The organism is Bacteroides sp. RTP21281st1_H5_RTP21281_210402, assembly GCF_040918965.1.
Lineage (GTDB): Bacteria > Bacteroidota > Bacteroidia > Bacteroidales > Bacteroidaceae > Bacteroides > Bacteroides congonensis.
The window spans coordinates 1-19,241 of the sequence record NZ_JBCOWR010000017.1 but is presented as its reverse complement, the minus strand read 5'-3'; the positions used below and the strand labels follow the sequence as shown (position 1 = coordinate 19,241).

Sequence of the window (19,241 nt, the reverse complement as noted above, 5' to 3'; positions counted from 1 at the left end):
AATAAGATACCTTCTGTTTCTAAGGGGATTTTGCATATCTTTGTCAAATTATTATAAGTTGAGGCTATTTATGAAACGGAAATATGACTATTTAATTGTAGGTGCTGGCTTATACGGAGCAGTGTTTGCTTATCAGATGCGTCAGGCGGGCTTTTCTTGTTTGGTGATAGATAAACGTTCTCATAAAGGAGGAAATGTTTACTGTGAAGATATAGATAGTATACGTGTTCACAAATATGGTGCTCATATTTTTCATACGGATAATCAGGATGTTTGGGATTTTGTGAATCGTTTTGCGAAATTCAATCGGTACACAAATTCCCCATTAGCCTGTTTTAAGGGCAAATTGTATAATTTGCCTTTTAATATGAATACTTTTTCTCAGTTGTGGGGAGTAAAGACTCCTGCAGAGGCACAAGCAAAAATTGCAGAGCAGCGTAAAGCTTTTGATTTTATAAAAGAACCACGGAATTTGGAAGAACAGGCGTTAAAACTGTGTGGAGAAGATATCTATTCCTGCCTGATAAAGGGGTATACGGAGAAACAGTGGGGACGTTCGGCTAAAGAGCTTCCGGCCTTTATCATTAAAAGGATACCTTTCCGTTTTATATATGATAATAATTATTTTAATGATGCTTATCAGGGTATTCCTATTGGCGGATATAATGTGCTTATAGCTGCTCTGTTGGAAGGGGTTGATGTGCGTTTGAATACTGACTATTTTAAATCTAAGGCCGAATTGGGTTTTATTGCGGATAAGACTTTGTTTACCGGTTGTATAGATGAATATTTTGATTGCTGTTTTGGAAATTTGGAGTATCGCAGTTTACGTTTTGAGAATCATAGTTTGAATACCGGTAATTTTCAGGGAAATGCAGTCATTAATTATTGCGAGCGTGAGGTTCCTTATACCAGGGTGGTTGAACATAAACACTTTGAATTTGGCACACAGCCTACGACAGTGGTTACATATGAATTCCCGGATTCGTTTGGAATTGGAAAAGAACCTTACTATCCTGTGAATGATGAAAAAAATATGAAGTTGTATTGTAAATATCAAGAGTTGGCTGTTCGGGATAGTAGTGTTTTGTTTGGAGGGCGTTTAGGGAAGTATGCCTATCTGGATATGGACGATACAGTGGAAGCTGCATTAAGTTTGGCGAAAAAAGAAATAGATTTAAGAAAAAAGTAATATGAATTGTTATTTGTCACGAAATTACAGAGGGCTTTCTAGCGCAGGGAATAAAGCAAAGACTGATATTGAACAGATAATGTCTGATATGTCATTTAAGAATGTCGGTTTGAAACAGACTGTCTATTCAAATAAGATGCTGGCGTTTGTCGTGACTCTTTTGGGAGTATTGAAATCTCCTTTCTGTCTGCATAAGGGGGATGTTCTGGTATTGCAGTATCCACTGAAGAAATATTATGAATTTGTTTGTAATATGGCTCATTTAAGAGGAGCAAAAGTTGTAACGGTCATTCATGATTTGGGAAGCTTTCGTAGACATAAACTTTCTGTTGTACGTGAGATTCAACGTTTGAATCATTCGGACTATATCATAGCCCATAATGATAAAATGAAACAATGGCTTGAAGAACAAGGTTGTAAGGCGGAATTAGGAACTCTTGAAATTTTTGATTATCTTTCAACTTCTGTTGTCGGTGTGCCTTCAGATGTGCGAAGACCTTTTAGGATCCTTTACGCGGGAGGTCTGCATCCGCGTAAAAATGCTTTTCTGTATGAAATCGGTACATATGCCGGTCCGTCATTCCGATTCAATCTTTATGGGGCGGGCTTCGAATTGGATAAAGCGAAGGGAAAAGAACATTTTACTTATATGGGGTTTGTCAAGTCCGACGATCTGATTTCTACTGCACAGGGGGATTTTGGCCTGGTATGGGACGGCTCTTCTATCTCGACATGTGCAGGCGACTGGGGAGAATATCTTCAATATAATAATCCTCATAAAACATCTTTATACATCCGTTGCGGGTTGCCTGTTATTATTTGGAGCAAGGCTGCTTTAGCATCCTTTGTTCGTGAACATAAAATTGGACTATGTGTTGATTCATTGGAGGATTTGGATGCGGTTCTGTCTGATTTGACGCTGCAGCAATATGCTGAAATGCAAAAAAATGTCATAGGGATCAGCCGGAAACTTCAGGGCGGAGAATATTTTTCTAGTGCAGTTATCAAAGCTATAACTGCCTTAAAAAGCTAAAAAGGAGGAGATAGAACCTCTTTTTTGCATAAAAGATGTAAAGATGGCGCAGTATTTCGTATCTTTGCGCATTTAATAATAAGTTTTGATGGTTCTATTTGTGAATTTAAAAACGAGGAATAAGGAAAAAAGTGATTATGGAACAGAAAGGAAATAATTTGAAGGAACAGATACTTTCGCTTGTGAAAGAGTATTATGCTGAGACTTTTGGACAGTCTAAAGAATTTGTTCCGGGTAAAACATTTGTAAATTATGGCGGTCGTTATTTTGGCGAGGAAGAATTGGTGAATCTGGTCGACTCTTCCTTGGATTTTTGGTTGACTGCCGGTCCGTGGGCTCACCGTTTTGAAAAAAGACTGGCTGATTGGCTGGGGATTAAATATTGTTCATTAACCAATTCCGGCTCATCTGCTAATTTGTTGGCATTTATGGCTTTAACCTCTCCCGAGCTTGGGGAACGTCGTATACAAAGAGGGGATGAAGTTATAACTGTGGCCTGTGGATTCCCTACTACGGTAACTCCTTGTATTCAATATGGTGCTATCCCTGTTTTTGTAGACATAACTGTTCCGGAATATAACATAGATATAACTCAACTCGAAGCGGCATATTCAGACAAGACAAAAGCGGTAATGATTGCCCACTCTTTGGGGAATGCGTTTAATTTAGAGGCCGTGAAAGAGTTTTGCGATACTCACAATCTGTGGTTAGTAGAAGATAATTGTGATGCTTTGGGTACTGAATATACTTTAAAAGGTGAAACCCGTAAAACCGGGACATTCGGGCATATTGGAACTTCCAGTTTTTATCCTCCTCATCATATGACAATGGGAGAAGGGGGAGCAGTTTACACAAACGATCCATTGTTGCATAGGCTGATAAACTCATTTCGTGATTGGGGACGTGATTGTTGGTGCATGGGTGGAGTAGATAATACTTGTCAGTCTCGTTTTAGTAAACAATATGGCGAATTGCCTCTTGGATATGATCATAAATATGTTTACTCCCATTTTGGGTATAATCTGAAAGTAACAGATATGCAGGCAGCTATAGGTTGCGCGCAACTGGAGAAATTGGACCAAATAGTATCAGATCGTAGAAAGAACTTTAATTTTCTGAAAGAAAAGCTGGCTGGAACAAGAGGCTTGATTTTACCTGAAGCCGAGAAGAATTCCAATCCGAGTTGGTTCGGTTTTCTTATTTCTGTGAAAGAGGATGCCGGTTTTACTCGTAATGAATTATCTGAGTATTTGGAAAAGAATAAAATACAGACTCGTAATCTTTTTGCAGGTAACCTGTTGAAACATCCGGCTTTTGATGAAATGAAGAAAGCCGGTGAAGGTTATCGTGTTGTTGGTGAGTTGGTAAATACCGACTTCGTAATGAATAATACTTTTTGGATTGGAGTTTATCCGGGAATGAAACCTGAAATGTTACAATTCATGGTGGATATGATTAAACAGTTTGTGGATTCACATTAATATTATAACACAAAATAAATTAGATTATGAAAGCTGTCATTTTAGCCGGTGGCTTTGGCTCAAGATTGAGTGAAGCTACAAATTTAATTCCAAAGCCAATGGTGGAAATAGGAGGAAAACCTATTTTATGGCATATAATGAAGACTTATAGTTATTATGGAATTAATGATTTTATTATCTGCTGTGGTTATAAACAGTATGTCATAAAGGAATATTTTGCTAACTATTTTCGGCATAATTGCGATATGACAGTAGATTTATCTAATAATCGTGTCGAGATTTTAGATAATCATTCTGAAAACTGGCGTGTTACGATGGTAGATACCGGACTTAATACAATGACGGGTGGCAGAATAAAACGAGTCGAAAAGTATTTGGAAAATGAACCATTCTTGTTGACTTATGGTGACGGTGTGACAGATTTAAATATTGCAGATACTATAGCCGAGCATGAAAAATCCGGTTGTTTGCTTTCTGTGACTGCCTATAAGCCGGGCGGGAAGTTTGGAGCATTAGAAATCGATTTGGGCACCAATAAGGTGAAGTCCTTTATGGAAAAACCGGACGGTGACCGTAATTGGATAAATGCAGGTTATTTTGTTTGTGAACCGGAGGTACTAAGCTTTATAAAAGGTGGTGATACTACTTCTTTTGAGGGAAAACCTTTGGAGGAGATTGCTAAAGCTGGACAAATGCATGCCTATAAACACCGAGGATTTTGGAAGCCGATGGATACCTTGAGGGATAACTCGGAATTGAATGAGATGTGGGAGCAAAATAAAGCTCCTTGGAAGGTTTGGAAATAAAATAGATAGAGATGGTCGATATTTTTCATAATTTTTATCGTGGAAAGAGAGTTCTGGTGACAGGACATACAGGCTTTAAAGGATCCTGGCTTTCTATATGGTTGCATGAGTTGGGTGCTGAGGTTATTGGGCTAGCATTAGAGCCAACTTCTGAAAAGGATAATTATGTACTTTCGGGAATTGGTACTATGATAACCGATTTGCGTGGTGATATATGTAATGGAGAATTGCTCAAAGAAATTTTTAAAACCTATCAGCCTGATATCGTCTTTCATTTGGCTGCCCAGCCTCTTGTTAGGCTTTCTTATGAGATGCCTATCGAAACATATGAAACCAATGTGATGGGAACACTTCATGTTTTAGAAGCGATTCGTGCTACGGAAAGTGTGAAAGTGGGAGTTATGATAACCACTGATAAATGTTATGAAAATGCAGAGCAGTTATGGGGATATCGCGAAAATGAACCTATGGGGGGGTATGACCCTTATTCTTCCTCAAAAGGTTGTGCTGAAATTGCGATATCTTCATGGAGACGCTCTTTCTTTAATCCTGCTGATTACAATATGCATGGTAAAGCAATTGCAAGTGTTCGTGCCGGGAATGTTATTGGAGGTGGGGATTGGTCAAAAGACCGGATAATTCCTGATTGTATAAGAGCTTTGGAGGCTAATAAGATAATTGATATTAGAAGTCCTAGGTCTATTCGTCCATGGCAACATGTTTTAGAACCATTAGGCGGCTATATGTTATTGGCGAAGAAAATGTGGGAAGCCCCTACTGAATATTGTGAAGGATGGAATTTTGGTCCGAAATTGGAGTCTGTTGAAAATGTGTGGGGAATTGCTGAACGTGTTGTGAAATATTATGGTAAGGGGGAACTTTATGACTGCTCTGATCCCAATAGCTTGCATGAAGCCAAATTATTAATGCTTGATATTTCAAAGGTTTATTTTAGGTTAGGATGGCAACCCAGACTTAATTTGGAACAAACTGTTCAAATGACAGTAGATTGGTATAAACGATATAATGATGAGGCTGTCTATGATTTGTGTGTGGAACAAATCAATAAATATATAAATGAATGAAATATAATTGATGGGAAGTAAAACAATACTTTTAACAGGTGGTAGCGGTTTCATCGGGCGTAATATACATGAGAGCTTTCTGGTTGATAAATACAATGTATTATCTCCTTCAAGTTTGGAGTTAAATGTAGCGGATGAGAAGAGTGTTGCTGATTATTTACATAAACATACAGTAGATGTTGTTATACATGCGGCAGTGAAACCTAGTCATAGAAATGCAAAGGATTTCTCAAATATATTTTATATTAATACCCGTATGTTTTTTAATTTAGAGAGATATAAGGAGTATTTTGAAAAAATCCTGGTAATAGGTTCTGGAGCGATATATGATAATCGTAATTATCAACCTAAGATGAAAGAGGATTCATGGAAGGAGCATATCCCAGTAGATGAACATGGGTATTGTAAGTATGTATGTGAGAAAGTTATTGCTCATTGTTCCAATATTTATGATTTACGCGTGTTTGGCATTTTTGGTAAATATGAAGACTATGCTATCCGTTTTATTTCAAATGCTATTTGTAAGGTCTTATTTGATTTGCCAATTTCTATTAAACAGAACCGCAAGTTTGATTATTTATATGTAAATGATTTTATGCCTATATTAGATTGGTTTGTACAGAATGAGCCCAAATATCAGGCTTATAATATTACTCCAGATTCTTCAATCTCATTATATGACTTAGCGGTAATTGTGCGTGAGGTAGCGGGAAAACCTTTGCATCCAATTGTTATATCTCAAGAGGGGATGGGATTGGAATATAGTGGGGATAACTCTCGTTTGAAGAGTGAATTTGACCTTAACTTAACTCCTTTGGCATTGGCTATTCGCGATTTATATATATGGTATTCAGGTAATAAAGGGCAATTAGATAAAAACCTCTTGTTGATTGATAAATAAAAAAACATGAAAATTATTTTATATTCTATTCAAAAACATAAATTTGCATATGCTTTAGTTCTAGTTATATTGTATCAGCTTGCATGTGCAGTACAGGGTTTTGACTTGTCTGATGAAGGCTGGGGAATGTATTTTTATCAACAAATATTTAAGAATCCAGAATGTGTGGTAGCGCAAATGCCATATTGGGTTACTGGTGTAATTGGTGGAGTATGGAATCTGTTGCTTCCGGAAGGAGGCTTTTTAGGAACACGGATTTTAGGAATAATAATGGTGACAGGAACATTCTGTCTTTCTTATGTGTTTTTAAAAAAGAGTATAAATTCAGGTTGGTTATTAGTTGGTTTAATAGCTCAAATGTTAATAGTTGTCGGTGATCCTAAACCTTATGGCTATAACTCATTAACTGCTTTTATTGTACTTTCGGTTGTAATTGTTTTTTGGCGGGGACTTGAAACTAATAGGCTTGTTTGGTTCTTTTTGGGTGGATTTATGTTAGGCGTTAATATCTTTGTTCGAATACCTAATCTGGCTATTTTACCCATTATATTATTAATTCCGGTTTGTTTATATTGGAAAAACGGTAGTCTACGTTTTTTCAATAGTCAAATGTGGATGGCTATTTGGGGGACGATTGTGGGGGGAGCACTGATAGTTGCAGCTATGTATTACTGGGGATATTGGACTTTTTTTATGGAGGCCATGACAGGGGTAGCTAGTAGTGCAACCGATGAGACTAATTCTCACCAGTTTGGGAGATTAATTGTAAGATATATAAAGAATTATTGGGGAATAATATCCGTTGGGGGGATTGTCGTGTTATTGGGTGGAGCCTATACGTGGTTGCGGAGCAAACTGATAAATAAATATTCTTCATGGGTATTGAATCTTCTGTTTGTGTTTATTTGGATTTTTCTAGGTCTGTGCTTTAATAAGGCTCTTCGACATAATGATATGTATTTTACTCATTTTGTATCTTATGTTGGTACTATATTAATTCTAATAAATTATAACCGGATTGAAGGGCTTCGTATGAGATATGTAGCTCTAGCCTCTCTTTTTATGATTGTCTGTATGCCTTTGGGGAGTGACCAAGGAATTAATACAATGTGGACATCAGCTTGGTTAGCTCTACCATTAGGGACGGCTTATTTGTGTCGTTTATTTGAGGATGAGGTTACTTGGAATGAAAGATTAGGAAAATATTCTATATATAAGCGGTATATGCGCTGTTATTTGTGCATTATATTTGTGTGCTATATAGCTTGTGGTATTTATAAAAATGATAATTTGGCTTATTATGATCCAGATAGTCGATTGGAAAAAGTGCATCCTATTGATAATCAGTATTGTCGTTTTATCTATACAGGCTCTTATCGTGCAAATTTGATGAATGAATTGTTGCCTGTTTTAGAAAAATATGTAGAGCCTGACGATTTTCTTTTGGTTTATAATTTTATGCCGGGACTAAATTACATGACAGATACACGTTCGTATATTTCGAATGCTTGGTTATGGTGTCTTTCGGGTGCTGAATTGGAACGACAGTTACAAGCTGCTATGTCAAAGAATACCCCCCTTCCTGTTGTATTGCGACAGAATTTTAGAACTACAAATTTGTGGGGGGAATATGATCCTAATTTTATGGATGTTAATCATCTTCCTGAGAACGTTTTATCTCGTCCAGATCAAATAAAAGCTATGAATAATTTTTTAGATATGAATCATTATAAAATAGTTTGGACGAATCGCTATTTTGATATACTATTGCCTGATGTATAATTAGTGAACAAATGAGAGTAAAAATATTTTCACATGCTATTGATGCTACATTTATTAGGTTTGTATTAATTGGGCTATTGAATACAGCCTTTGGTGTGGGGCTATATTGTCTTTTTGTTTATGTGGGGATAACTTATCGTGTTGCTGTCTTATTGAGTACTATATTGGGGGTACTATTTAACTTTAAAACAATCGGAACTTTTGTTTTCAAAAACACAAAGAATCGATTGATTTTTAAATTTGTAGCAGCTTATGCTATTGTTTATTTTATAAATATAGGGTTAATACATTTGTTACTTGAATTGACCGATTTAAATGAGTATATTGCAGGTATAATTGTTACTCCTATTGTTGCGATTGCATCATTTGTTTTGCAAAAACGATTTGTTTTCAATTAAAAAGAATTGCGGCAGGACTGAAACAATATAGAATCTACTCTGTACAATTATTTTTTTGATATTTTAAATGTTGTGTGTGGATGATGGTTAATTTTTTGTATTTGTAGTTAATTATGTAGAATATGAGGGGAGGGAGGTTTCTGTTTTGATTTATAATAAATATATTCGTTAAATATTTTAAAATAAATCTAGTACTTCTTGATTAAAAATGAAACAAATAAACAATAACCAGAATTTTACATATTGCATGTTTTTTATAGCGTGCATGTGGATTATCCTATTATTTGTAGATCCTACAACACAAATGCATGTTTTCTTTTTGCGAGTTGGAGACTTTTTTGCTGACTTTTTTAATACATTAATTTATATTGCAGATAAAGACCCCTATTTCAATGAACTTAATGGAACTTTAAATAAGAATTATTTGCCATTTGCTTATTTGATTTTGTATCCGTTTACTAGAATGACTAATTATTCTGGGATAACTTTATCAGATTGTTGGGAAAATGGGACAGCATTAGTTAGTGGATTTCTTTTCATGTTGCTTTCTCTTTATGTTTTTTTTCATTCTCTTTATTTACTTTGTAAGAAGAATGGATGTAATGCAACAATGGCTTTATTTATTATATTTTTTTCTGCTGCTAATTTATATGCATTAGAACGAGGAAATCAGATACTGCTTTCTGCTGCATGCATTAATTATTTTCTTTTATTTAAGGATGGTAAAAATGGTCGATGGATTGCGGCTATTTGTTTGGCTATTGCTTCAGTATTGAAAGTGTTTCCTGCTGTTTTTTGTCTATATTATTTGTGTGCAAAATCATATAAATTATTATTTTATTATATTTTCATTTGTTTCTTGTTGGCTTTGCTGCCATTTTGTTTTTTTGAAGGAGGATTTGATAATATTGGGCAATTATACAATAATGTTATAGCACAAACTGCTGCTTATGGACAAGATTCTTCTGTTTATCGTTATGGTATAATTCCTTTGTTGTTACAGATTGATGAGAAGTTACAGTTGGAACATAAACTTCTGTTTTATTCTATTGGAAAATACATGACCTATTTCTTAGGGGGATACACACTTTTTTTGAGTATTAAAATTCACTCTTCTTTTATTAAAATAGCTTTGTTGTCAATGTTTTGTTGTTTGTTTCCACAACAGGCTTTTGCATATAATGTAATTTATTTATTTCCAATTTTTATAGGATTGCAACCATTTGTTGTAGAGTCGAAAAAAAATGTGCCTAGAACGTTATTTCTAGTTTCTTTTCTGTTTATTATCATATTCTTTCCGATACAAATGCCAAGTTCTATAAATGTTGCTACTCATGTAATCAATAATGTAGGTGCTATATTACTTTGGCTCGTTTTACTTGTAATGGCAACTAGGGAGGCATTGTTTGCGAAGAAAGCAAATACAAAAATACTTGTTTGACTGTTTTCTTGCTCTCTAAGATAATGTTATATGAAACTTTTTCTGTTGGTTGAGGTTAGGTTTACGTGAAACATTTTGGATAATTCGTTAATTCTCTCTACTTTTGTTTCTTACAATTTAGATTCAAGTTGTGTTTGACTTAATAATTGAATATAACCTAACCTAATTTTAACATATCAACCTTATGGAGGTAAAGAAAAAAATAAGTATTGTAACTCCTTGCTATAACGAGGAAGGGAATGTACGTGAACTCTATAATCAGGTCAAACAGCAGTTTGATGCTTTGACTGATTATACTTATGAACATATTTTTATAGATAATGCTTCTAAAGATGGCACTGTTGACATTTTGCGTGAATTGGCGAAGAGTGATAAGAATGTTAAATTAATATTGAATATCAAGAATTTTGGACATATACGTTCTCCTTATTATGGGTTGTTGCAAGCAACTGGTGATGCTGCGATATTGATGGTTGCGGATTTGCAAGATCCTCCTTCGTTAATTCCTGATTTTATTAAAAGGTGGGAGGAAGGACATCAAATCGTATTAGGAGTAAAAAGTAAAAGTAAAGAAAATCCGATTATGTTTGCGCTGAGGAAGATGTATTATCAGTTAATGGCAAAGTCTTCTTCTACGGAACATATTAGTAATTTTACAGGTTTTGGTTTATACGCTCAGTCTTTTTTAAATACTCTTCGGGGTATTGAGGATCCATACCCTTATTTTAGAGGAATGGTCGCAGAACTAGGGGCTGATTATTGCACTGTTACATATACTCAGCCGGTTCGTCAAAGCGGTAAGACTAAGAATAACTTTTATACCCTTTATGATATGGCAATGCTGGGGTTTGTAAATCACTCAAAACTTCCTCTCCGCATGGCTAGTTTTATTGGATTTATTGTAGCTTTCATTAGTTTATTGGTAGGGTTAGTCTATTTGGTATATAAATTGGTTTATTGGGATAGCTTTAGTGTGGGGATGGCTCCACTGGTAATTGGACTTTTCTTTTTTTCTTCTGTGCAACTGTTGTTTATAGGCATTATTGGAGAATATATTGGTGCTATTTATACACAAGTAAGAAAACGTCCTTTAGTAATAGAACGCGAAAGAGTAAACTTTTAATAACTAAAAAAATAGGCTGTGGTAAAAGTAAGCGACTTTATTTTTGAGTACTTGTATGCTCAGTATAGTGTAGAACAAGTGTTTTTAGTGACAGGTGGAGGGGCAATGCATCTTAATGATGCAATTGGACGTAATAAACATATTAAGTATGTTTGTAACCACCACGAACAGGCAGCGGCAATTGCAGCGGAAGGCTATTATCGTTCAAGTGGGAAGCTTTGTGTTACTAATGTAACTACGGGCCCTGGTGGAACGAATGCCTTAACAGGAGTTCTAGGGCAGTGGTGTGATTCAATCCCGGCATTATATATATCGGGGCAAGTGAAGCAAAGTACTACAATTTGTGCGTGTCCTGAATTAAATCTTCGGCAATTGGGGGATCAGGAGGTTGATATAGTTGATATCGTGAAGCCTATCACTAAAATGGCAGTGATGGTGACTGACCCTTTGGATATAAAGTACTATCTTGATAAAGCTGTTTTTTTAGCTTTGAATGGCCGTCCGGGGCCGGTGTGGCTAGATGTGCCATTGGATATTCAAGGAGCTATTGTTGACGAAGAAAAACTACGTGAATTCTCATCGGAAGAGATAGAAAAAGAAGCTCCTCTGTTAAAAGAAGAATGTGTAGAATTGCTGCTTCAAAAGATTCAGGCAGCAAAAAGCCCGGTTGTTTATGTTGGCAATGGAGTGCGTCTGGCCGGAAGGGTAGAGCAGTTTTTGTCGATCGTAGAGAAACTGAATGTGCCTGTCGTGACTGCTATTAGTGGTTCGGATATTATTTGGCATGATCATCCTTTGTGTTTTGGAAAACCTGGAATATGCGGGGACCGTATCGGTAATATAATGGTACAGAACTCGGATTTGTTGATTGTGTTGGGTACTCGTTTGAGTATTAGGCAGATAAGTTATGCATATGACTTATTGGCTCCCAAAGCTTACAAAGTGATGGTTGATATTGACGAGAATGAACTGAAGAAACCGACTCTTTCTATTGATTTGCCAATTCATGCAGATTTACGAGATTTTTTGGATCTTTTTCAGGCTAAATTGGCAGGGACACGTCTTCCGTCTTTTGAACATTGGAGAAATTGGGGACGTGCGATTGAAAAAGAATTGCCAACTTTGTTTGATGATAATCCTTCTATACCGGAATATATAAGTTCATATGTTTTTGCTGATGAATTGTTTAAACAACTGCATAAGGGAGATGTAGTGGTGACTGGAAATGGTACAGCCTATACTTCGACCTATCAGGCTATGAAAGTAAATAGAGGAGTACGTGTATTTGCAAACCAAGGTTGTGCGGCTATGGGGTATGACTTGCCTGCTGCTATTGGTGCGGCAATTGCTAATGATAAAGGTCGTACAATTCTTGTAACGGGAGATGGAAGTGTTCAAATGAATATTCAAGAACTCCAAACGTTGCTGACTTATCATATTCCGCTGAAAGTATTTATATTGGAGAATCAAGGGTATTTGGCTATCAAGACGACTCAGCAGTCTTTCTTTCAAGGGCATTATATGGGGAGTGATCCAAGCAGTGGAGTGGTTTGTCCCGATATGGAAAAGATAGCTAATGCTTATGATATTCCTTTTGTTAGGTTAAATCAGGAAGGCGATTCTTTGAAAAGTTCAATAGCTGCTGTTCTTCAGTATGAAGGAGCATATATTTGTGAGATAAAGATGCACCCGCTTCAAACCCTTTATCCAAAGTCTGCTTCTTTTATGGATAAGAATGGAAAAATGTCTTCTGCTCCTTTGGAGAAAATGGCTCCTTTCATGCCTGATGAACTTCAGGAAAAATGTGTATATTGTCATATTTAATCAGTCAGGCTGCTTATGAGTAATAATACGATACTACTTTCTCTTTGTATTCCTACTTATAATAGGGTGGAAACTTTGACTGTGATGTTGGAACGGGTTGTACATGATCCTGATTTTGACGAGGAAGTGGAGATTGTAATTTCTGATAATTGTTCTACTGATGATACAGAAGCGCAAATGCGAAGAATGGCTTCTGAGTATCCTAATATTAAATATTATCGTAACTCAGAGAATGTTCAAGACCGGAATTTTTATTTAGCTCTTTCTAGAGGAAAGGGACGCTATCTGAAGTTATTGAATGATTATATATTATTCAAGGCAGGCGGATTAGGAATAATGAAGGATTACATCCGAAAATGTGAAGGTGAAGATGTTAATTTGTTTTTTTATTCGAATCTCCGGAATCCTTATCGTAGGTCAAAAGAAGTCCAAATTGAAAATGTGGATTCGTTTGTGCGTATAATTAATAATAAAATTACTTGGATTACGAATTTTGGTGTTTGGAAGAAGAATTTTGAGGAACTTCGGGATGATGATGAATTATGGAAGACTCAATTGGCGCAAATGGATTGGACCTTGCATGAGGTTTCATTGCGAAACTCACTCGTTGTGAATTACCATTGTTATGAAACTTTGGTTGTGCCTAATAAAAAGATGTCTTATGCCTTTTTTATTCCTCATGTTGTGAACTATTACGGTATTTATAAAATATATATGGAGAGGGGGCTTATCTCAGAAAAAACTATTGAATATGATAAATGCCGTGTTCTGTCGCATTTTGTGGGTAGCCGAATTATTCAGTATCTCTATTTGGAGAAGGAAGTATCTTTTGATTTGTCAACTGCAAGAAATGTTTTGAATGAATATTTCGGAAATGTTCCTTATTACAAGTATTTGAAGATAAAGGGATGTTTTTTGGAAGTATTACAAAGAAGTGGTTTATTGCCAACTTTAAAATCGTTTCGTAGAAGTGTGTTTAAAAGACGGTAACTATTTCAAGAGAGAAGTTGGATAAGGACATTCTTTTGCCAACTTCTCTTTGAATTTATATATCGTATTACTATCATTGAAAAATGGCTAGTCGCCGAACATGCCAGGGGCATCAAAGGCAGTCCCATCGAAGAGGCTATTTTATATACTTACAACCGCTTCAACAAGTTATCCCGTTATCATTTGGATGGCAGATGTAGTATTGATAATAATGGGATTGAAAATGTGGCAAGACCCGTTGCTGTGGGAAGAAAAAATATTTATTCTGTCAAAATGACGATATGGCAGAAAGCACAGCTATTATTTTTATAGCTTTATGGGATGCTGCAAAGCTGCCGATGTAGACTTCAGAACGTGGGTGATTTACTTCTGATCATGTCTATGATTATGATGAAGACTGCACCAAGGATATAGCTAATTTGCTTCCTGATAACTTGAAAGCAGCATGACTACTTTGAAATCCATTAAATCCACGAAATCATCCACATCTACCAGATAAGGGAAAATCACCACATAGAACTAGGAATCTCAGGATTTTATTATTGCTGACAATAAGCAGTTGACTGATCGCTTACATTTACCCTATCGGTGTGCAGAGTTTTTAAAGTTTATTTGCTGTTTGTAAACAGCAAATGATTGTCTTTGTCTTTGAAAGTACTAAGATATAAGAATGTAAGCATTCGGTAAACCACGTTGCAAATTTTGTGAATTAGTTCCGAATCGGTGCTATTCGTAGTTAATAGTATCTATTCGGAACAAGTTTGATTGGATTTTGCCCAATTACGTGGTAGAAGTTCTGTCATATCCTTTTTATCCCTTTCATAATATGGGATTTTACTCATGACATCTTCCATCCAGACTCTAGGGTCTACTTCTGCAGACTTGCAGGTGGCTATCAGAGAGTACACGATGGCAGCCCTGTATGCGGATGCGTCGTTGCCGCAGAACAGATAGTTCTTTCTTCCCAAAGCCAAAGGTCTTATGACATTTTCTATGCGGTTGTCATCAATTTCTATTCTTCCATCGTTTACGTATCTGGAAAGCCTGGGAAGAAGCGCGTACGTATATTCGATAGCTTTACCCATGCGGCTTTTAGGAAGCACTCTAAGATAAGCTCCTGCAGCCACTTTTCAAATTCAAGTATCAGCGGATAGGCCTCACGAATACGTTTTTCCTTACGCTCTTCAGCTGTGAGTCCGGCTTCACCGGCATCAGACTCTACCTTGTACAGCCTACCGATGTAATGAATCGCCTGTGTGGCCAGCGTCCTGTTTTCTTCCAGGGCATCCACGTACTTCCTTCTGACATGTGCCCAACAGCCGACCAGAGTGATTCCTTTCATCTGCTCAAACTGTTCGTAAGCTGCATAGCCATCGCATTGCACAATGCCATGGTAGCATCCCAGCAGTTCACGGGCTACCATACCCGAACGGCTGCCACGGTCATAATGGAACATGACGTCTCCCGTGATGCCGTCGCGCACGCACCACTCATACCCCTTTTTCGCTTTATGTTTCTCATTGTCCATCACAGGAATGACACTCTCGTCCACTTGTATATAATCACTGGAGAGTATCTTATGTTTGAGCAGGTTGTACAGCAGCTTGAGTTTCTCCACCGCCATTTCATACCATCCGCACATGGTAGATTCGCTTATGCTAATTCCTGATTCGCGATACTGCTGTATCAGACGGTAGAACGGGAGATGATACATGAACTTGCCAATGATAATGTCTGTCAGAACCGAGGAGTCTGCCATACATTTGCTGACCGGAACAAGAGGTAGCGGGTGAATCAGAATCTGCCTTTCCTCGGGGTATTTCTCCATATCGGATTTACTTATCACTTTGTGACGGACGGTCTTCAGAATATATACTTTTGCCGGAACACGTTCTAGGCGTGAACTCTCTTCCTTTCCGATTTCAATGAAATCATCCTTAAGCCTGCCTTCCTCGTCTGTTGTCCCTTCGGGGTAAAGATCAATAATCTCTACAGGCAGTGAGGAAGTGTCCAGAGACTTGCGGACCGGTTTTTCCTTTACTTTTATAGTTCTGGTGATTTCTTCTTCACTCTTGCGGACTTCCTCCTCAAGCCGGGATATTTCCATGGAGGACATTGCTTCCTTTGAGAACAGAAACAGCTGGTTGGGATCAAGCGGAAGACTCTTCTCGCTCATCCGGCCAAAGACTTTTTTCCGGAGCCAGTACAGGGATTGTTCCAGCGAGGAAACCCTGCTGATAAGCGCCGCTTTATCCTGACGGAGCTTCTCAATTTCTTCCAATAAGGCTTTTTCCTGTTCTTCTGTAAGCATCTGCATCTCATTGTTTCACAATGTAAATATACTAAAATCCCATGGCATACAAAAGCGAACGGAGTAAAAAGCCGGTACTATTTTCGAAGCTTTTGCAGGTTTTCAAGTCTCGTGCGTCGCGAATCGCGGGCTTCCATGATACCCTCCACAATCATGACAAGTTCTCGCCATTCTATATTTGCACAGACCTCATTATCGCTGGCAGAATCAGGCTTACCTAAAGTGCCGGCTTCCAGAAGTTTGGAATACAGCACCATGCCGCCTGGCTCCCAATGCAGGAGTTTTATACGGTCACGGGCACGGTTTATAAAGATATACACGTTGCCGTTGCAGGGGTCCTGACCCATGGCGTCTGTGATGATACCGCTGAGGGTATGGAAGCTTTTGCGCATATCAGTCGGGCGGTTATACAACAGATAGCGCATACTGTCATTAAGGCTGAACATGGTTGCAGGACTGGATGATTGAAAACAGTTCCTTTTCATTTAGCTCACCGCAAATGCGTATGGCACTACCACCCGGTGTACGTATTTCTATCTCTTTCAATCCGCTTGGCGTAGCCAGTGTACTTTTCTGTTTCCGTCCGGTTGTACCGGCAAATGAAGGAACCGGAACAAAAGATCCACTGTGCGGGAGCTCGATAAACTCACCTTGAGCCGTTTTACCCGATGATTGCTCGCCGGCATAACGGGATTTGCTGTCATAAAACCGCCATACAGGGATGTTGAGTTCCTCTAATCTTGACTTATAAGTCACTTTGTGCTCTTTGCAGTAGTTCATTATCTCTACTACTTCTTCTCGTGTCATCATAACTTTGCTTTTTGGACGTAAAGTTAATGACGGAAGTTTGAGGAAAAAATACGTGGTTTACCGAATGCTTACATAAGAATTTATGGAAACTCTTTTTGCTAAACAAGACCGTTTGTTGTCGCTGACATCGACCGGGATAATAAGGACATTGATGTATCAGAACAATTGGAATGCCCAGTTGGTTGCTATTAAAGGGCCTCGTGGAGTGGGAAAGACTACTTTAATGTTGCAGTATATGAAGCAGTATTATGAGATTTATAGTAGGGAAGTGCTTTATTGTATGCTGGATTCTGTTTATTTCTCCAATCATACTTTGTTGGAGTTGGTGGATGTATTTGTGAAAAATGGAGGGAAGCATCTCTTCTTGGACGAGGTACATAAATATCCGACTTGGAGCAAGGCGATAAAAGAGGTGTATGATATGTATTCCGATTTCTGACTTCTCATCCTAGCGGCTCTGCCCGATTCCTATTATTATAGCTGATGGAATAGGAACACCTTACAGATATAAGGTGCCGATTGGGGTTGTTGGTATCTTGTTTTGATTTTATGTAAAGTCTATGTGCTATATTTTAATTTTGTAATTCTTTCCTTGTATGAGTTGCTGCAATATAGATATTTCTGCATATATTTGTGTTATGTAAACTAAATCCAGTGAAATATGAGTAGCAAGATTTACCCTATCGGTATACAGAATTTTGAGAAAATCCGTAGAGGTGGCTATTTTTATATTGATAAAACAGCATTGGTTTATCAATTGGTGAAAACTGGAAGTTATTATTTTCTCAGCCGTCCGCGTCGTTTCGGAAAAAGTCTGCTTATTTCTACGCTTGAAGCCTACTTTCAAGGAAAGCGGGAGCTCTTTGAAGGGCTGGCTATGGAGAAGCTGGAAAAAGATTGGGTAAAATATCCTGTATTACATCTTGACCTTAATACGGAAAAATACGATACTCCGGAAAGTTTGGAGAATAAACTGAATGGGGCTTTGGTGGAGTGGGAGAAGATGTATGGCGCGGAGTCTTCGGAGAAATCCTTAGCGATGCGTTTTGAGGGTATTATTAAGCGTGCCTGTCGGCAGGAGGGACAACGTGTCGCTATTCTTGTAGATGAGTACGATAAACCGATGTTGCAGGCTATAGGTAATGATGCTTTGCAAAAGAGTTTCCGTAATACATTGAATGCCTTCTATGGTGCATTGAAAAGTCAGGATGGCTCTATCAGGTTTGCTTTGTTGACGGGAGTTACCAAGTTTAGTAAAGTTAGTGTGTTCAGTGATTTGAATAATCTGGATGACATTTCCATGTGGAATAAGTATGTGGATATTTGTGGAGTCAGCGAACAGGAACTATACGATAATCTGGATGTCGAACTCCATGAATTTGCTGATGCGCGGGGAATGACGTATGAGGAAGTATGTGCCCGTTTGAAAGAGATGTATGACGGTTATCATTTTACGCATAACTCTAAAGGAATGTACAACCCTTTCAGTTTGCTTTTGGCTTTTAAGCGCAATGAGTTTAAAAGTTACTGGTTTGAAACGGGGACTCCTACCTATTTGGTGGAGTTGCTGAAAAAACATAATTATGATTTGCACCGGATGGCTCATGAAGAAACTGACACTCAAGTGCTAAACAGTATCGATTCTGAGTCTATCAATCCTATTCCGGTAATATACCAAAGCGGGTACCTTACTATTAAAGGGTATGATGAGGAGTTTGATATTTATCGTTTGGGTTTTCCCAATCGTGAGGTGGAGGAAGGCTTTGTTCGTTTTTTGCTCCCTTATTATGCGAATGTGGATAAAGTGGAAGCTCCTTAAATTGGATGGTACGGCGGAAGAAGCTTTGCGGCAGATAAATGATAAACATTATGCTCGTCCGTTTGCGACAGACTCACGGAAACTTTTTAAGATTGGCGTGAACTTTAGTGTTGAAACGAGAAATATAGAGAAGTGGCTGGTGGAAATTAATGCCTTCTAGCGCGTATTGGTTCTTCGTCAAATTCCGTGCTTTTTTATGTGCTAAATCCATTAATTTTAGCAAACAGTAATTTTATGTTTGCCCT

17 protein-coding genes and 2 pseudogenes are annotated in these 19,241 nt (G+C 37.6%); 15 read left to right on the top strand and 4 right to left on the bottom strand.

Annotated elements, in window-relative coordinates; genetic code table 11:
• Positions 1-70 precede the first annotated feature (70 nt).
• From glf to AB5443_RS20355, 13 genes and pseudogenes are all read left to right on the top strand, one after another.
• Positions 71-1,192: a UDP-galactopyranose mutase gene (gene glf / locus AB5443_RS20415; protein ID WP_277131602.1), complete on the top strand. Its 1,122-nt coding sequence runs from the start codon at positions 71-73 to the stop codon at positions 1,190-1,192.
• A 1-nt stretch (position 1,193) separates the two neighbouring features.
• Entirely contained in the window at positions 1,194-2,225 is a 1,032-nt protein-coding gene (locus AB5443_RS20410) for a galactofuranosyltransferase (RefSeq protein WP_022137260.1), read from the top strand.
• A gap of 137 nt (positions 2,226-2,362) precedes the next feature.
• Positions 2,363-3,706, top strand: coding sequence for a lipopolysaccharide biosynthesis protein RfbH (gene rfbH, locus AB5443_RS20405; protein ID WP_022137259.1), 1,344 nt, complete (start codon positions 2,363-2,365; stop codon positions 3,704-3,706).
• A gap of 26 nt (positions 3,707-3,732) precedes the next feature.
• Complete coding sequence (gene rfbF, locus AB5443_RS20400; protein ID WP_022137258.1) at positions 3,733-4,512, top strand: glucose-1-phosphate cytidylyltransferase; 780 nt, start codon at positions 3,733-3,735, stop codon at positions 4,510-4,512.
• Positions 4,513-4,523: 11 nt separating this feature from the next.
• Positions 4,524-5,597, top strand: a complete 1,074-nt coding sequence (gene rfbG, locus AB5443_RS20395) for a CDP-glucose 4,6-dehydratase (RefSeq protein WP_022137257.1) — start codon at positions 4,524-4,526, stop codon at positions 5,595-5,597.
• A 10-nt stretch (positions 5,598-5,607) separates the two neighbouring features.
• Entirely contained in the window at positions 5,608-6,498 is an 891-nt protein-coding gene (locus AB5443_RS20390) for an NAD(P)-dependent oxidoreductase (RefSeq protein WP_022137256.1), read from the top strand.
• Positions 6,499-6,504: 6 nt separating this feature from the next.
• A complete protein-coding gene (locus AB5443_RS20385; protein WP_022137255.1) occupies positions 6,505-8,280 on the top strand; it encodes a hypothetical protein in 1,776 nt (591 codons plus the stop codon).
• Between the two features lie 11 nt (positions 8,281-8,291).
• Positions 8,292-8,678 (top strand): GtrA family protein, encoded by a 387-nt coding sequence (locus tag AB5443_RS20380; protein ID WP_022137254.1) that lies wholly within the window; start codon positions 8,292-8,294, stop codon positions 8,676-8,678.
• A 208-nt stretch (positions 8,679-8,886) separates the two neighbouring features.
• Positions 8,887-10,119 (top strand): glycosyltransferase family 87 protein, encoded by a 1,233-nt coding sequence (locus AB5443_RS20375; RefSeq protein ID WP_368119632.1) that lies wholly within the window; start codon positions 8,887-8,889, stop codon positions 10,117-10,119.
• 184 nt (positions 10,120-10,303) lie between these two features.
• Positions 10,304-11,242, top strand: coding sequence for a glycosyltransferase family 2 protein (locus tag AB5443_RS20370; protein ID WP_195406706.1), 939 nt, complete (start codon positions 10,304-10,306; stop codon positions 11,240-11,242).
• Between the two features lie 18 nt (positions 11,243-11,260).
• Positions 11,261-13,066, top strand: coding sequence for a thiamine pyrophosphate-binding protein (locus tag AB5443_RS20365; RefSeq protein WP_195406707.1), 1,806 nt, complete (start codon positions 11,261-11,263; stop codon positions 13,064-13,066).
• A gap of 15 nt (positions 13,067-13,081) precedes the next feature.
• Positions 13,082-14,056, top strand: a complete 975-nt coding sequence (locus AB5443_RS20360; RefSeq protein WP_195406708.1) for a glycosyltransferase — start codon at positions 13,082-13,084, stop codon at positions 14,054-14,056.
• Between the two features lie 78 nt (positions 14,057-14,134).
• Positions 14,135-14,505 (top strand): annotated as a pseudogene (locus AB5443_RS20355) (transposase); the annotation flags it as partial.
• A gap of 297 nt (positions 14,506-14,802) precedes the next feature.
• Here the strand turns inward: AB5443_RS20355 and AB5443_RS20350 are convergent.
• The 4 genes from AB5443_RS20350 to AB5443_RS20335 all read right to left on the bottom strand — a co-directional run bounded on the left by AB5443_RS20350 (position 14,803) and on the right by AB5443_RS20335 (position 17,177).
• Entirely contained in the window at positions 14,803-15,141 is a 339-nt protein-coding gene (locus tag AB5443_RS20350; RefSeq protein WP_277131601.1) for a transposase, read from the bottom strand.
• A complete protein-coding gene (locus AB5443_RS20345) occupies positions 15,084-16,367 on the bottom strand; it encodes an IS66 family transposase (protein WP_279187227.1) in 1,284 nt (427 codons plus the stop codon). The genes AB5443_RS20350 and AB5443_RS20345 overlap by 58 nt, the downstream gene beginning before the upstream one ends.
• A gap of 77 nt (positions 16,368-16,444) precedes the next feature.
• On the bottom strand, positions 16,445-16,852 hold the full coding sequence (gene tnpB / locus AB5443_RS20340; protein WP_225694564.1) for an IS66 family insertion sequence element accessory protein TnpB: 408 nt from the start codon (positions 16,850-16,852) through the stop codon (positions 16,445-16,447).
• A complete protein-coding gene (locus AB5443_RS20335) occupies positions 16,800-17,177 on the bottom strand; it encodes a hypothetical protein (protein ID WP_229087818.1) in 378 nt (125 codons plus the stop codon). Before AB5443_RS20335 ends, tnpB begins: the two co-directional genes overlap by 53 nt.
• A gap of 82 nt (positions 17,178-17,259) precedes the next feature.
• On the opposite strand from AB5443_RS20335, the gene AB5443_RS20330 reads away from it, so the two are divergent.
• Together AB5443_RS20330 and AB5443_RS20325 are read left to right on the top strand one after the other, a co-directional pair.
• Positions 17,260-17,616, top strand: a complete 357-nt coding sequence (locus AB5443_RS20330) for an AAA family ATPase (RefSeq protein WP_229087820.1) — start codon at positions 17,260-17,262, stop codon at positions 17,614-17,616.
• 222 nt (positions 17,617-17,838) lie between these two features.
• A pseudogene (locus tag AB5443_RS20325) lies at positions 17,839-19,156 on the top strand (AAA family ATPase).
• The last annotated feature ends 85 nt before the right edge of the window (positions 19,157-19,241 follow it).

What these genes read in the sequence shown, in the direction of transcription:
- AB5443_RS20375 (WP_368119632.1), top strand. Translation starts at nt 8,887, where the DNA reads ATGAAACAAATAAACAATAACCAGAATTTTACATATTGCATGTTTTTT.
- rfbF (WP_022137258.1), top strand. Translation starts at nt 3,733, where the DNA reads ATGAAAGCTGTCATTTTAGCCGGTGGCTTTGGCTCAAGATTGAGTGAA.
- glf (WP_277131602.1), top strand. Translation starts at nt 71, where the DNA reads ATGAAACGGAAATATGACTATTTAATTGTAGGTGCTGGCTTATACGGA.
- AB5443_RS20410 (WP_022137260.1), top strand. Translation starts at nt 1,194, where the DNA reads ATGAATTGTTATTTGTCACGAAATTACAGAGGGCTTTCTAGCGCAGGG.
- AB5443_RS20350 (WP_277131601.1), bottom strand. Translation starts at nt 15,141, where the DNA reads ATGGGTAAAGCTATCGAATATACGTACGCGCTTCTTCCCAGGCTTTCC.
- AB5443_RS20370 (WP_195406706.1), top strand. Translation starts at nt 10,304, where the DNA reads ATGGAGGTAAAGAAAAAAATAAGTATTGTAACTCCTTGCTATAACGAG.
- AB5443_RS20345 (WP_279187227.1), bottom strand. Translation starts at nt 16,367, where the DNA reads ATGCTTACAGAAGAACAGGAAAAAGCCTTATTGGAAGAAATTGAGAAG.
- rfbG (WP_022137257.1), top strand. Translation starts at nt 4,524, where the DNA reads ATGGTCGATATTTTTCATAATTTTTATCGTGGAAAGAGAGTTCTGGTG.
- AB5443_RS20385 (WP_022137255.1), top strand. Translation starts at nt 6,505, where the DNA reads ATGAAAATTATTTTATATTCTATTCAAAAACATAAATTTGCATATGCT.
- AB5443_RS20390 (WP_022137256.1), top strand. Translation starts at nt 5,608, where the DNA reads ATGGGAAGTAAAACAATACTTTTAACAGGTGGTAGCGGTTTCATCGGG.
- AB5443_RS20360 (WP_195406708.1), top strand. Translation starts at nt 13,082, where the DNA reads ATGAGTAATAATACGATACTACTTTCTCTTTGTATTCCTACTTATAAT.
- AB5443_RS20330 (WP_229087820.1), top strand. Translation starts at nt 17,260, where the DNA reads ATGGAAACTCTTTTTGCTAAACAAGACCGTTTGTTGTCGCTGACATCG.
- tnpB (WP_225694564.1), bottom strand. Translation starts at nt 16,852, where the DNA reads ATGAAAAGGAACTGTTTTCAATCATCCAGTCCTGCAACCATGTTCAGC.
- AB5443_RS20335 (WP_229087818.1), bottom strand. Translation starts at nt 17,177, where the DNA reads ATGATGACACGAGAAGAAGTAGTAGAGATAATGAACTACTGCAAAGAG.
- AB5443_RS20380 (WP_022137254.1), top strand. Translation starts at nt 8,292, where the DNA reads ATGAGAGTAAAAATATTTTCACATGCTATTGATGCTACATTTATTAGG.
- rfbH (WP_022137259.1), top strand. Translation starts at nt 2,363, where the DNA reads ATGGAACAGAAAGGAAATAATTTGAAGGAACAGATACTTTCGCTTGTG.